Origin of the sequence: Oscillibacter valericigenes (assembly GCF_021531435.1) — a bacterium.
GTDB lineage: Bacteria > Bacillota > Clostridia > Oscillospirales > Oscillospiraceae > Oscillibacter > Oscillibacter valericigenes_B.
In genome coordinates this window covers 1-13,495 of the sequence record NZ_JAFBIS010000020.1, presented here as the reverse complement: position 1 = coordinate 13,495, position 13,495 = coordinate 1, and the positions used below count along the sequence as shown (strand labels likewise).

Annotated in this window: 15 protein-coding genes and 1 pseudogene; 9 read left to right on the top strand and 7 right to left on the bottom strand. The window is 58.6% G+C overall.

What is annotated here, in order from left to right; translation table 11 throughout:
* The first annotated feature begins 172 nt into the window (after nucleotides 1-172).
* The 3 genes from JQM68_RS10710 to JQM68_RS10700 are packed head-to-tail and all read left to right on the top strand — an operon-like array spanning nucleotide 173 to nucleotide 2,654.
* Nucleotides 173-1,057, top strand: a complete 885-nt coding sequence (locus tag JQM68_RS10710) for a 4Fe-4S cluster-binding domain-containing protein (protein WP_235222998.1) — start codon at nucleotides 173-175, stop codon at nucleotides 1,055-1,057.
* Between the two features lie 58 nt (nucleotides 1,058-1,115).
* A complete protein-coding gene (locus JQM68_RS10705; protein ID WP_235222997.1) occupies nucleotides 1,116-2,033 on the top strand; it encodes a ketopantoate reductase family protein in 918 nt (305 codons plus the stop codon).
* Between the two features lie 33 nt (nucleotides 2,034-2,066).
* Nucleotides 2,067-2,654, top strand: a complete 588-nt coding sequence (locus tag JQM68_RS10700) for a GNAT family N-acetyltransferase (protein WP_235222996.1) — start codon at nucleotides 2,067-2,069, stop codon at nucleotides 2,652-2,654.
* A 50-nt stretch (nucleotides 2,655-2,704) separates the two neighbouring features.
* Here the strand turns inward: JQM68_RS10700 and gltA are convergent, their stop codons facing one another.
* The 3 genes from gltA to JQM68_RS10685 all read right to left on the bottom strand — a co-directional run bounded on the left by gltA (nucleotide 2,705) and on the right by JQM68_RS10685 (nucleotide 5,727).
* Nucleotides 2,705-4,087: an NADPH-dependent glutamate synthase gene (gene gltA / locus JQM68_RS10695; protein ID WP_235222995.1), complete on the bottom strand. Its 1,383-nt coding sequence runs from the start codon at nucleotides 4,085-4,087 to the stop codon at nucleotides 2,705-2,707.
* Between the two features lie 2 nt (nucleotides 4,088-4,089).
* Nucleotides 4,090-4,932 (bottom strand): sulfide/dihydroorotate dehydrogenase-like FAD/NAD-binding protein, encoded by an 843-nt coding sequence (locus JQM68_RS10690; protein WP_235222994.1) that lies wholly within the window; start codon nucleotides 4,930-4,932, stop codon nucleotides 4,090-4,092.
* 135 nt (nucleotides 4,933-5,067) lie between these two features.
* Entirely contained in the window at nucleotides 5,068-5,727 is a 660-nt protein-coding gene (locus JQM68_RS10685) for a Crp/Fnr family transcriptional regulator (protein WP_235222993.1), read from the bottom strand.
* 191 nt (nucleotides 5,728-5,918) lie between these two features.
* On the opposite strand from JQM68_RS10685, the gene JQM68_RS10680 reads away from it, so the two are divergent.
* Nucleotides 5,919-6,368 carry a CBS domain-containing protein gene (locus JQM68_RS10680; RefSeq protein WP_235222992.1) on the top strand — a complete coding sequence of 150 codons (450 nt, stop codon included), beginning with the start codon at nucleotides 5,919-5,921 and terminating at the stop codon, nucleotides 6,366-6,368.
* 37 nt (nucleotides 6,369-6,405) lie between these two features.
* Here the strand turns inward: JQM68_RS10680 and JQM68_RS10675 are convergent, their stop codons facing one another.
* The 3 genes from JQM68_RS10675 to sfsA form a co-directional block, all read right to left on the bottom strand.
* The gene (locus JQM68_RS10675) at nucleotides 6,406-7,092 is read right to left on the bottom strand and encodes a hypothetical protein (protein ID WP_235222991.1); all 687 of its coding nucleotides are present in this window, start codon (nucleotides 7,090-7,092) and stop codon (nucleotides 6,406-6,408) included.
* A gap of 102 nt (nucleotides 7,093-7,194) precedes the next feature.
* Nucleotides 7,195-7,767: a manganese efflux pump MntP gene (locus JQM68_RS10670; protein WP_235222990.1), complete on the bottom strand. Its 573-nt coding sequence runs from the start codon at nucleotides 7,765-7,767 to the stop codon at nucleotides 7,195-7,197.
* 19 nt (nucleotides 7,768-7,786) lie between these two features.
* Complete coding sequence (gene sfsA / locus JQM68_RS10665; RefSeq protein ID WP_268821486.1) at nucleotides 7,787-8,467, bottom strand: DNA/RNA nuclease SfsA; 681 nt, start codon at nucleotides 8,465-8,467, stop codon at nucleotides 7,787-7,789.
* 228 nt (nucleotides 8,468-8,695) lie between these two features.
* Here sfsA and JQM68_RS10660 point away from each other — a divergent pair, with 228 nt between their 5' ends.
* The 4 genes from JQM68_RS10660 (at nucleotide 8,696) to JQM68_RS10645 (ending at nucleotide 12,415) form a co-directional block, all read left to right on the top strand.
* A complete protein-coding gene (locus tag JQM68_RS10660; RefSeq protein ID WP_235222988.1) occupies nucleotides 8,696-8,956 on the top strand; it encodes an OadG family protein in 261 nt (86 codons plus the stop codon).
* Between the two features lie 36 nt (nucleotides 8,957-8,992).
* On the top strand, nucleotides 8,993-9,346 hold the full coding sequence (locus JQM68_RS10655) for an acyl-CoA carboxylase biotin carboxyl carrier protein subunit (protein WP_235222987.1): 354 nt from the start codon (nucleotides 8,993-8,995) through the stop codon (nucleotides 9,344-9,346).
* A 58-nt stretch (nucleotides 9,347-9,404) separates the two neighbouring features.
* Entirely contained in the window at nucleotides 9,405-10,787 is a 1,383-nt protein-coding gene (locus tag JQM68_RS10650; RefSeq protein ID WP_459558693.1) for a sodium ion-translocating decarboxylase subunit beta, read from the top strand.
* 173 nt (nucleotides 10,788-10,960) lie between these two features.
* The gene (locus tag JQM68_RS10645) at nucleotides 10,961-12,415 is read left to right on the top strand and encodes a pyruvate carboxylase subunit B (RefSeq protein ID WP_235222985.1); all 1,455 of its coding nucleotides are present in this window, start codon (nucleotides 10,961-10,963) and stop codon (nucleotides 12,413-12,415) included.
* A gap of 73 nt (nucleotides 12,416-12,488) precedes the next feature.
* On the opposite strand, the pseudogene JQM68_RS10640 reads toward JQM68_RS10645, so the two are convergent.
* Nucleotides 12,489-13,070 (bottom strand): annotated as a pseudogene (locus JQM68_RS10640) (VanW family protein); the annotation flags it as partial.
* A gap of 42 nt (nucleotides 13,071-13,112) precedes the next feature.
* Between JQM68_RS10640 and JQM68_RS10635 the strand changes: the two are divergent.
* On the top strand, nucleotides 13,113-13,495 hold a 383-nt coding region (locus tag JQM68_RS10635), incomplete at its 3' end, for a hypothetical protein (protein WP_235223020.1).

Here is a 13,495-nt window from a genome sequence, read left to right as displayed (position 1 = left end):
TTGTACAGTCCCCGAAAAAAGCCGCTCCGCCAGCGGCGGAATTTTGCTTTTTCTCTTGACCTTCCAGGAAAAACTCATTATAATACTTATTTGTGCATGGACTTTTCCAAATCGGTTTTTTACACCGTTTTTACACGTAAAGAATCAACTTCATTCTGAGAGGCCAATCAACATGAAACATCCCTACAAGACGCGGGAAGGCGGCGCAACGGTGACGATTTTCGTCCCCTATGACTGCAAAAACCACTGCCCTTTTTGTATCAACAAAGGTGAATACGCTGACCTGACGGGCTTTTCGCTGGAGAAGATCTGCGAGAGCATCCGCCGTATGGACGCCATCACGCCCCGCTGTGACTTTGTGTTTACCGGCGGTGAGCCTTTCGCCGATCTGACGGCGCTGCAGACGATGCTGGACGAGATCCCCACCACCCACAAGGTCTACATCAATACCACCCTGCCGGTATCCGAGCACACATCCGAGGAGGACATCCTCGCCTTCGCCGAAAAGAACAAGCATAAGATCACCTGCATCAATGTCTCCCGCCATATGCAGAAGTATGTGGTGGAGTCCAACGACGGCCTTCTGGCCAGCCTGCCGGTGCCCTTCCGGGTGAACTGCGTGCTCTACAAGGACTATCCCGCCGAGGGCCTGGTCCCCTACATGGAGCGGTTTTTGAAGATCCCCGGCGCCTCCATCCAGTTCCGCTTCGATTACACCGCCACCACGCCGGAGAACCTGTACGACGAGGACGGCGACAAGATCCTCCACGATCTGAAGCAGGTGGCCCGGTACACCGGCCTGGACGGTTGCCGGATGCGCTGCGGCTTCCACTTTGACTATAAGGGCATGGAACTGACTTACCACAAAACCCTGCCCTACTCCACCATTGAGGAAACGGACCCCGCCGACGGCGTGACCTACGACATCCTGTACGATATTCTCATCAAGCAAAACGGCGACATCCACTCTGACTGGACCGGCGTACTGCTGGATGTGGACGCCTATGAAAAGGTTGTCTATGAGCCTTACGACCTGAAATGGCTGGTCCGCGCATAAAAACGACTATGAAAAGCGGCGCGTATGCGCCGCTTTTTTGCCATAAGGAGGAATCTGCATGAAAGAAATCAAAACCGCGGGCGTTATTGGCTTAGGCGCCCTGGGCACCCTGTACGCTCATCTGCTGACCGAGGCCCTGGGCCGGGAGCATGTGCTGGTACTGGCGAACAAAGGCCGGGTGGAACGCTACCGCCGGGAGGGCGTGTTCTTCAACGGCCAGCTTCAGGATTTCAACTATGCCGACGCCGCCGCGGTAACAGAGCCGGTGGACCTGCTTTTGTTCGCGGTCAAATTCGGCGGACTGGACAGCGCCGTGGAGACATGCCGCCATCTGGTGGGCCCGGACACCACCCTGGTCTCCGTCCTCAACGGCATCTCCAGCGAACAGGTGCTGGGCGCAGCCTTCTCCCCGGAGCAGGTGGTCTGGTGCGTGGCCCAGCGGATGTCCGCTTTAAAAGAGGGCAATCACGTCACCGTCTCTCCCCTGGGTGAGCTTGCCATCGGCGTGCCCGCCGGACAGAACGAGCGCCATCTGCGGCGGCTGACAGCCTTTTTTGACAGCATCTCCTTCTCTTACGCCCTCCCCGGCGATATTGCCACCCATATGTGGAGCAAGCTGATGTGCAACACCGGCTGCAACCAGGCCGCCATGCTGTACCAGTGCGGCTACGGCGCCCTCCAGGTCCCCGGCGAGGCCCGGGACACCATGCTGGGCGCCATGCGGGAGGTGGTGGCGGTGGCCAACGCCGAGGGCGTCCCTCTGTCGGAGAAGGACATCGACGGCTGGCTTGCCATCATCGACACCTTCCCCGCCGACGGGGAACCCTCCATGCGGCAGGACGGCAAGGCCCACCGGAAAAGCGAGCTGGAGCTGTTTGCGGGCACCGTCCGGCGGCTGGCCCGAAAGCACAACATCGCTGTCCCGGTGAACGACCGCATCTACGAGCAGGTGCGGACTATGGAAGCCGCCTACTGAGCTTCTGAAATCTCTTTTCGGGAGGAGTCTCCTATGGAAACCGACATCCGCATCCGTATGGCCCGCTGGGAGGACGCACCCGCCCTGCTGGATATTTTCACCCCCTATGTTCTCCAGACGGCAGTGGCCTTCAACTATGAGCCGCCCACGCTGGAGGAATTCCGCGCCACCATGGAAGACCGGCTCCGCCGCTATCCTTACCTGGTGGCCCAACGGGGCGGGGAACTGATCGGCTATGCCTATGCCTCTCCCTTCAAGGCCCGGGCGGCCTATGACTGGGCGGTGGAGACCTCCATCTATGTCAGGCAGGACCAAACCGGCACCGGCTGCGGGCGGGCGCTGTACGACGCCCTGGAACGTATTCTGAAAGCCCAGCACATTTTGAGCATGTATGCCTGCATCGCCTATACCGACCACGCGGACGACCACCTGACCAACAACAGCCCGGAATTTCACACCCACATGGGCTATGAGCTGACGGCCAAATTTCCCAAATGCGGCTACAAGTTCGGCAAGTGGTACGATATGATCTGGATGCATAAGGAAATAGGCCCTCACACTTCCGCTCCCCTGCCGGTCATTCCGGTCACGGAATTGGATGTCCCCAATCTGCTGAGATAACAAAACGGCACCCGCTTTTCAGCGGGTGCCATTTTTTAGCGTATTGCGGATCACTTGCTCAGAGCCTCGTCGATGGCCTTGGCAGCAGTCTTGCCAGCGCCCATGGCCAGGATGACGGTGGCAGCGCCGGTGACGGCGTCGCCGCCGGCGTAGACATTGTCCTTGGAGGTCAGGCCGTCCTCGTTGACCACGATGCCGCCCTTCTTGTTGATCTCCAGACCCTTAGTGGTGTCCTTGATTAGGGGGTTGGGGCTGGTGCCCAGGGCCATGATGACGCAGTCCACGTCCAGGTCGAACTCGCTGCCGGGGATCTCCACGGGGCGGCGGCGGCCGGAGGCGTCGGGCTCGCCCAGCTCCATCTGGATGCAGCGGATCTTGTTGACGTTGTCGTTCTCATCCGCCAGGATCTCCACGGGGTTGTTGAGGGTCTTGAAAATGATGCCCTCTTCCTCGGCGTGCTCCACTTCCTCCTTACGGGCGGGCAGTTCCTCCATGCCGCGGCGGTACACGATGTAGACCTCGGCGCCCAGGCGCTTGGCGCAGCGGGCGGCGTCCATGGCCACGTTGCCGCCGCCCACCACGGCCACCTTCTTGGGATGGACGATAGGGGTGTCGGAGTCGGGCTTGTAGGCCTTCATCAGGTTGATACGGGTCAGGAACTCGTTGGCGGAGAACACGCCCTTGTAGTTGACGCCGGGGATGTTCATGAACATGGGCAGACCGGCGCCGGAGCCAATGAACACGGCCTCGAAGCCCTGTTCCTCCATCAGCTCGTCAACGGTGATGGTGCGGCCGACCACAGTATCGGTGGCGATGGTGACACCCAGAGCCTTCAGGCCGTCCACTTCCTTCTGGACGATGGACTTGGGCAGACGGAACTCAGGTATGCCGTAGACCAGCACGCCGCCGGCCAGGTGCAGCGCCTCAAAGACGGTGACCTCGTAACCCTTGCGGGCCAGGTCGCCGGCGCAGGTCAGGCCTGCGGGACCGGAGCCCACGATGGCCACGCGGTGGCCGTTGGAAGCGGGCTTTTCAGGCAGGGTGTGACAGTTGGCGTTGTGCCAGTCGGCCACAAAGCGCTCCAGGCGGCCGATGCCGACGGGATCGCCCTTCTTGCCCCGGACGCAGTACTTCTCGCACTGGTTCTCCTGGGGGCAGACACGGCCGCATACGGCGGGCAGAGCGGAGGTGTGGGAGATGATCTGATAGGCCTCCTCGAAGTTGCCCTTGGCGACCTCGGCGATGAACTCGGGGATATGTACCATAACCGGGCAGCCGGTCATGCAGGGCTTGTTCTTGCAGTTCAGGCAGCGCTGGGCCTCGTCCAGAGCCTGCTCCTCAGTGTAGCCCAGAGCGACCTCCTGGAAGTTCTTGTTGCGAACGTTGGGGTCCTGAGAGGGCATGGGATTCTTGGTCAAAGACATGTTAGCCATGATTATTCGGCCTCCTTTTTGAACAGGTTGCAGGTCTCCTCGTGCTTGTGCATCTCGAAGTCCCGGTACATCTGGTTGCGCTTGACAGCCAGATCCCAGTCGACCTTATGACCGTCAAAGTCGGGGCCGTCCACGCAGGCGAACTTCATCTCGCCGCCGACGCTGAGGCGGCAGCCGCCGCACATGCCGGTGCCGTCTACCATGATAGGGCTCATGGACACGGTGGTGGGGATGCCGTAAGGCTCGGTGGTCTTGCTGACGAATTTCATCATGATCATGGGGCCGATGGCGAAGACCTCGTCGTACTGGTTGCCCGCCTCAATCAGCTCCTTCAGAGCGTCGGTGACCAGACCCTTCTGACCGTAGGAACCGTCGTCGGTGCAGATCTTCAGCACGTCGGAGGACTTCCGGAAGTCATCCTCCAGGATGACCAGATCCTTATTCTTGAAGCCGACCACCGCGTGGACCTCGGCGCCGTCGTCATGGAACTTCTTCAAAACGGGGTAGGCGATGGCGCAGCCCACGCCGCCGCCGACCACGCAGACCTTCTTCTTGCCTTCGGTGACGGTAGCCTTGCCCAGGGGTCCCACGAAGTCCTGGAGGCAATCGCCCTCATTCAGGCGGGCCAGCTTCTCGGTGGTGGCGCCCACGGTCTGGACAATAATGGTGACGGTGCCCTTCTCGGGATCGTAGTTGTTGATGGTGATGGGGATGCGCTCGCCGTTCTCATCCACGCGGAGGATGATGAACTGGCCCGGCTGGGCCTTCTTTGCGATCAGGGGCGCCTCGATCTCGTACAGGGTCACTGTGGGACGGAGGGCCTCTTTTCTCACGATGCGATACATACTATTCCTTCTTTCCCAAATGATGAAATGAAAAACGACCTGTATCCTGCCATAAACGCATTGCTTACATTTTAATATATCAGGAATGGTTCGTCAATCCATAATCGACAATTTTTTCACAAATTATTTTTGAGCTCAAAGCAGCGTGATCTGCCGCCCCTCCGTACGGATGACTCCCTCTTCCCGCAGCCGCTTCAGCTCCCGCATCATGGCGCTGCGGTCCGTGGCGATATAGTCCGCAAGGGTGCTCAGGGAAAAGGGCAATGTAAAGGTGCTGCTGCCCGCCTGCTCCGAGAGCTGGCGGAAATAGCACAGGAGTTTTTCCCGGATGGAGCGGCGGGACAGCACATCCACCCGCTCGCTGAGGGCCTGGGCCTTGCCGCTCATCAGCCGCAGCATATTCTGCACCAGAATGCTATGCCGGGTGCAGGCGCTTTCGCACCGCTTGAGGATATGGGGATAGTCGATGAACAGCACATCGCAGGGCGTGCGGCACACCACCTCCAGGCTGTCCCCGCTGGAGCCGGCGAAGGCCAGCGTCTTGCCAAAGACGCCTCCCGGTCCCAGCTCCTCCATCACGGTAGACACCCCTTCCTCATCAATGCGGATGAGCGCCGCGCAGCCCCGCTCCACAACGCCCACGGCGTCGTTTTTGGGAGACGAGAAATCATAGATCAGATCGTCTGACCGGAAAGACTTCTGGACAGCCTGAAAACAGGTGAGCAGGCTGCGGTAATCCTCATAGCTGATGTCCTGAAACAATGGGCTTTTTGCCAGTTCCTGCTGCGACAACATATTGCCGCCTCCTTTTTGTTGCATATATCACAGAATTATCATAACAGCTTCCACTGGAAAAGTAAAGGAATTTCCCTAGCAAATTTCATAAATTGTTCACCATTACCAGTGGTATCTATTGTATATTATGAATAGAGGCCGAAGAGCCAAATACAGGCGGGCTTTCCGTCTTCGAGAAAAGGGGCTGTTTCGTGAATATCGCTTATTTCCTGCTTCCCAAAAACCGCGTCGCGTACCTCTATGACGACTACACGTTCCGGCAGGGACTGGAAAAGATGCGGCACCATGGCTACACCGCCATCCCCGTCATCAGCCGGGACGGAAAGTACGTCGGCACCGTCAGCGAGGGGGATTTCCTCTGGCGGCTCGTCGCTGACGAGGGAGAGGGCCAGCGGCCCTGCTCCATGAAGGATCTGGAGCAGCTCCAGGTACGGGACATTCTCCGGGAAACCCAGTACCTCCCCGTCCGCATCACCGTCAGCATGGAAGAACTTCTCACCAGCGCCATGAACCAAAATTTTATCCCCGTGGTGGACGACAGCGGCAGTTTTATCGGCATCGTCACGCGAAAGGACATCATCCGCTATTTTTCGGAAGGAAAGCAAGTCCCGGAAAAAACGTTTTTGCAGAAAATCGTATAAGAAAACAGGGTCTGACAAAGCGTCAGGCCCTGTTTTTTTATCTTTTTCCGCAGACGGTATCCGCCAGCCGGAGGGCTTCCTCCTCCACGGCGGTACGGCCGCTGCGGGCAGGCGCTTCTTTTTTTGCCGCCCGCTTGCCCTGGGACTTCAGCGCCGCGCAGCAGACAAAGGCCAGCAGGCAGGCGGAGCCCACCCGCCAGACGGTCCGGGAGACGGCATCATAGCCCTGCCAGACCGTAGGCAGCGCCAGGTCAGCAATGGCCAGCAGCGCCGTCATGCCCAGCAGGAACAGCACGTTCCGGGGCCGCAGAATTTTCCGCAGAGGCACATCGGGAAAGGCCGCCTTTACCGAGCAGGCAAATACCGCCGCCAGGATCAGCGCCAGACAAAACCAGCCTAACACTCTGGACAGCAGCGGCGTCAGGGCGCTGGCCCACAAGGTGGAAAGTCCGGTCAGCAGCACCCAGCCCAGCACCCACAGCGGCACCCCCACCAGCATCCGCACCGCCGCGGGCAGGGACAGTACCCATTCCCGGATGCGGGCCGCGGGCCCACTCTGCCGCTCCTCCGGAGCCGCGCCGCTGTCATCGTCATCCGTCTGCACGGCCACCGCCGCCGGCGGGTCCTGCATCAGGTCAGCGGGGCTGTCAAACGCCGCGCCGGTGACCATACCGGCGGCCGCCGCCACTGTGACCGCCGCGGCGGCTGCTTTTTTCTTGTCCATTCTCTCGCCCCCTTTTGCGGGATATTTTACCGCAGATTCCAAAAAAAGACAAGTGCTATCCAAAAGAGCGGCACCGCAATGCGGTGCCGCTCTCACTAATTTTCAAAATACGCCCAGGTGCTCCAGCAAAATCTTCACGCCCAGCAGGATCAGAATGATGCCGCCGGATAACTCCGCCCGTTTCTTATAGCGGACGCCGAAGAAGTTGCCCACGACCACGCCCACAATGGAAAGAACAAACGTTGTGCATCCAATGATGCTGATGGCCGGGAGAATGGACACTTCCAGAAACGCGAAGGTCACGCCCACCGCCAGCGCGTCAATGCTGGTGGCGACAGCCATCAAAAACAGCTGCTTGTAATCAATTTTCACCGTAATGGCACAGGCTGTCTCCTCCTCTTCCGGAGACAGTGCCTCCCGCGCCATATTTCCGCCGATCAGCACCAGCAGAACGAACGCCACCCAGTGGTCAATGTTCTGGATGTACCCCGCGAACTGGGAGCCCAGCAGCCAGCCGATCAGCGGCATCAGCGCCTGGAAGCCCCCGAAAAACAAAGCGATGATCCCGGCGTAGCGCCAGTTCAGCTTTTTCATGCACAGGCCCTGGCAAATCGCCACGGCAAAGGCGTCCATGGAAAGTCCAACGCCAATGAGAAACAACTCCAGAAAACTCATGGTACAGCTCCTAACGGTTTCACAGAATGACCGGCACCGGCCGGAGGATAGTCAGACTGTCCGGCGTTACATCGCAGTCATATGCGCAAACGCTTACACCATGGGACACCGCTTCCCGCAGGGCCGCGCCGAAAGCGGGGTGCGTATCGTCATTGGGGGAAACACTGTCAATGTCCTTTATTTGTACCACAAAGAATAGTGTAGCGTCAAGCCCCTTTTCCGCCGCTTTCTGCAATTCCCGGATGTGTTTGATTCCCCGTTCCGTGGGAGCGTCCGGGAAGCGGGCGCGGCCGTTTTCCTCCAGTGTCACGCCCTTGACCTCCACCAAATGCAGCCCTTTTTCCGTCTCCAGGCAGAAATCCAGCCGGGATTCTCCGTAAACGTATTCGCTGTGAATGGCAGTCAAACCGGGGAGAAATCCCCCTGCCGCCGCCCACTCACCAAAGACCTTATTAGGTGCCTGGGCGTCCATGTTGATAAGCCGCTCCCCCTTCTCCACCGCGATCAGATCGTAAGGCGTCTTGCGGGCCGGATTGACGGCCCGTTCCAAATAGACCGTGGCGCCCGGGACCAGCAATTCCCGGCACCGGCCGGTATTTTTCACGTGGACGGTCTGGACGACCTCCTCCGTTTCCACCTTGGCGATAAACCGGTTGGGCCGGGCCAGGAACCTGCCCGGAATCACCGTTTGATACTTCAAATGCCGCACATCCTTCCATTCTGCCGCACGATACCGGCGGAGAGATCCTGTTCAGATGTGCTTCATTATATCATAGAGTCTCTGTTTATGTCCCCACTTTTTCCAATTGTGCGAAATTTTCTTCGTCAACATATCCAAAAACGAAAGAAGAAATCTAACCAAGGCCGGATTGTCTTTTCTCCAAAAATTTGTTATAATATTTTCAATTTCGAGTACAGGAGGGAACCTATGGACTATTCCATCATTTTTGTCTGCTTGATGGGAATGGGAACGGTGTTTTTTGGTCTGATCTGCCTGATCGTCCTGACAACGCTTCTGGGCCGTATCTGCGGCCGCAGTCAAAAAGCCGCTCTGCCCGCAGTGGAAGCCCCTGCTCCCGCGCCAGCGGTGAACCAGCAGGAGCTGATCGCCGCCATCTCCGCCGCCATCGCGGAAGAACTTGGCACCGATATTACTGGCATCCGAATTCTGTCCGTCAAGAAGCTGTAAGCCAACAGAGTAAATAACAAGAAGGAGAACGCATTTATGAAAAAATACAGAGTGACCGTCAACGGCACCGCCTATGAGATCGAACTGGAAGAGCTGACCGGCGCCGCTCCTGCGCCCGCCGCTGCCCCGGCTCCCGCTCCCGCGGCTGCTCCTGCTCCCGCGGCTGCGCCCGCCGGCGGAGAGAAGGTGACCTCCCCCATGCCGGGCACCATTCTGTCTGTCAATGTGGCTGTCGGCGATGCGGTCAAGCGCGGCCAGGTCCTGATGGTCCTGGAGGCCATGAAGATGGAAAACGAGATCATGTGCCCCTGCGACGGCAAGATCGCCTCCGTCAATACCTCCAAGGGAGCCTCCGTGGAATCCGGCACGCTGCTGTGCGTCATCCAGTAACGGACTGGAGGCGTGTATGGAAGCTATCCTGAATTTTATCAACGACACCGGCTTCGTCATGTTCTTTCAAAGCGGCGGCTGGAAGAACATGGTGATGCTCTGTATCGCATGTTTTCTGCTGTACCTGGGCATCGGCAAAAAGTTTGAGCCCCTGCTGATGGTGACCATCGCCTTCGGCATGCTGATGACCAACCTGCCCGGCGCCGGTATGTTCCATGAAATTTTATTCGCCGGCGGCCACATCCACTGGGACCTCATCGGCGGCTCCCCCGTCACCGCGGAGTTCCTCGCGGAGATGCAGGAGCTGGGTGTGTCACAGAATGTCCTGGCTCCCTATGTGGAACAGCTGATGGCCGCGGCCCAGTCCACCTTTACCCCGGAAGTCATTGAAAGCGCCATGTCGGAGATCGCCGCTTCCGCCGGCAGCGCCCTGAGCACCTTTGAGGTGCAGCTTGAGGCGCTGGTTCAGGCGGAGCAGGCTGCCGCCTATTACGGCATGGAGCTGTCCAACGTCACCGTCTCCACCGGCCTCATCGACATCCTGTACTTAGGCGTGAAGCTGGGCATTTATCCCTGCCTGATCTTCATGGGCGTGGGCGCCATGACCGACTTCGGTCCCCTGATCGCCAATCCCAAGAGCCTGCTGCTGGGCGCTGCCGCCCAGGTGGGCATCTTCCTGACCTACGCCGGCTGCCGTCTCATGGGCTTCACCGGCGCGGAGGCCGGCTCCATCGGCATCATCGGCGGCGCCGACGGCCCCACCGCCATCTTCGTCACCGCTATGCTGGCTCCGGCCCTGCTGGGCCCCATTGCCGTGGCCGCTTATTCCTACATGGCGCTGGTGCCCGTCATCCAGCCTCCCATTATGAAGCTGCTGACTACCGAAAAAGAGCGGCAGATCGTGATGAAGCCCCTGCGGGAAGTATCCAAAAAAGAGAAGATCATCTTCCCCATCGTGGTAACTATCTTCGTGGCCCTGCTGGTGCCCTCCGCCGGTCCTCTGATCGCCTGTCTGATGCTGGGCAACCTGTTTAGAGAGTGCGGCGTCACGGAGCGGCTCAGCAAGACTGTCCAGAACGAGCTCATCAACATCGTCACTATCTTTCTGGGCGTGTCTGTGGGCGCCACCGCCACCGGCGCCACCTTCCTGTCCCTCCAGACCATCAAGATCATGGTCATGGGCATCGTGGCCTTCGGCTGCGGCACAGCCGGCGGCGTCCTGCTTGCCAAGTTTATGAACCTGTTCCTGAAGGAGAAGATCAATCCCCTCATCGGCTCCGCCGGTGTCTCCGCCGTGCCGATGGCCGCCCGCGTGTCCCAGAAGGTGGGCCAGGAGGCCAATCCCGGCAACTTCCTGCTGATGCACGCCATGGGCCCCAACGTGGCTGGCGTCATCGGCTCCGCTATTGCGGCAGGCGTCCTCATCTCTCTGTTCGGTTAATCCTTTTTCTTGAAAGACTGTAACGACACTTGATTTTGCAAAGCAAAATCTTAGAGGAGTACGTCCTCGTAGAGGAAAAAGGATCAAAAAGAACTTTAACGCGCCACCAGGTCTGAAATTACGCAGTTTTCGCGCCCGACAACGATACCCTGGTGGCAAGCTGGAGGTTTTCTATGGAATTTTTGTCTAACAAGCCCCTGTATATCACGGACACCATCCTCCGTGACGCCCACCAGTCCCAGGCGGCCACCCGCATGCGGGTGGAGGATATGCTCCCCGCCTGCGAGGTGCTGGACTCCATCGGCTACTGGTCCCTGGAGTGCTGGGGCGGCGCCACCTTCGACTCCTGCATGCGCTTCCTCAACGAGGACCCCTGGGAGCGCCTGCGGAAGCTCCGCAAGGCCCTGCCCCACACCAAGCTGCAGATGCTGTTCCGGGGCCAGAACATCCTTGGCTACAAGCACTACGCCGACGACGTGGTGGACGCCTTCTGCCGCAAGTCCATCGAAAACGGCATCGACATCATCCGTATCTTTGACGCGCTGAACGATGTCCGCAACCTGGAGCAGGCCATTAAGTCCACCAAGAAATACGGCGGCATGGTGGAAGCCGCCATGAGCTACACCATCTCCCCCATCCACAATGAGGAGTACTTCGTAAAGCTGGCGAAGGAGCTGGAGCAGATGGGCGCCGATGTCATCTGCATCAAGGACATGGCGAACCTGCTCCTGCCCATGGACGCCTACTCCCTGGTGAAGCGTCTGAAAGAAACGGTCAGCGTACCCATCCACCTCCATACCCACAACACCACCGGCACCGGCGACATGGTGTATCTCATGGCAGCCATGGCCGGCGTGGACATCGTGGACACCGCTCTCAGCCCCCTGGCCAATGGCACTGCACAGCCCGCCACCGAGTCTCTGGTCGCCACGCTGAAAGGCACGGCGCGGGACACCGGCCTGGACCTGAACAAGATGAGCGAGGCCGCCGTCCACTTCCGTAAGGTGGCGCAGAAGCTGAAAGAGCAGGGCTCCCTGGACCCCAAGGTTTTGAATGTGGACACCAACACCCTGCTGTACCAGGTCCCCGGCGGTATGCTGAGCAACCTCATTTCCCAGCTCAAGCAGGCTGGTAAAGAAGACAAGTATTACGATGTGCTGGCGGAGATCCCCCGTGTCCGTGAGGACTATGGCTATCCCCCGCTGGTGACGCCCTCCAGCCAGATCGTGGGCACCCAGGCGGTGATGAACGTCATCATGGGCGAGCGGTACAAGACCTTCACCAAGGAGTCCAAGGCCATGCTGCGGGGCGAGTACGGCAAACTGCCCGGCACCGTCAATGAGGAGGTCCGGGCAAAAGCCGGCATCAAGCCGGAGGATGTCATCACCTGCCGTCCGGCGGACCTGCTGGAGCCGGAGGTAGAGAAATACCGGGAGGAGTTCAAGGACATCGCCAAGAGCGACGAGGACGTGCTCTCCCTGGCCCTGTTCCCCCAAGTGGCGCCCAAGTTCCTTGCCTGGCGGGACGGCCCCCACGACGAGCCTGCCAAGGCCCCCGAAGCCCCCAACGCAGCAGCCCCTGCCGATCCCAACGCGGTCCGGGAGCTGTATGTGGAATATAAGGGCTGATTTGCAGAAGAGAAGACACGGTATCTTACGATACCGTGTCTTTTTTAAGCCTGCGGCAATAGCGGGCTGTACATCATAATAGCGTCGTTGGTAAATAAAAACTGTTCTTCCAACAATTTTCCCAGCAAATCATAGGCGTTTCTGTACAGTGCGTTATGGCGGATATATCCGCCCCAGGCTGCCTGCTCAATCCGGGCGTCCCGCTCCACGATCTCATAACGGTTTTCCGGCGGATACATGGCCCGCCATTCTCCCTCCAGATGTGTTTCACCAACCTGAAGGCAAAGCTGAAACTCCTGATCGGTATCATTCCGAACATCAAATCCCGATGCGGATATGCGCAGGTTGCACCGCTTCCAAAGGGTTGTGTACGGTCAACATCAGGAAATACATCATGGGAATGCCGGTAACGCTCCACCACCGTCAGCGGCGTATGGAGTGTCATCCAGAAAATCAGGTTGGACAGCTGGCACAGTCCCCCGCCAACGTCACTGCCGATATGTCCCAGAAACAGCACCATTCCCTCCCGGTATCCCTTTCGTCGGGTGGGCTTTCCGATGAGCTTCCAATAGCTGAAGGTCTCACCGGGGCGGATAACAATACCGTCCAGACGCGCCGCTGCCAGTTTCAAATTAACGACCTTATTCTGCTGCCACTCCATTTGGTCGCCGCTTAAATTGCGGATCAGGGGTGTCGCGTGCGTGAATTGGCTACAAGGCAGTCGGTCTTTTCTGCGTTCTTTAGCCCATTGAAACCTGGGAGAACACCACAGCAAATAGCGCTTTCCAGCATAATAAGCTTTTCCCAGCCGCAAACGCAGCCAGCTTCGGTGAACAGGCGGCCGCAAAGTCTTATCTATCGAATCAAGCATGGCAATTTTACACTCCTCAATGCTTTTTTCCATTCTAATGCGGAACCCATAAAATATCGTTACAAGGCGGATACAAAATTACCTGTTGAACATCGAACAGCAAAAAAGCGGCAGTCGTATGACTGCCGCTCAGTGTTGGCGCTACCTATTTTCCCGGGCCGTTGCCAGCCAAGTATTGTCGGCAGAGACGAGCTTAACTACCGTGTTCG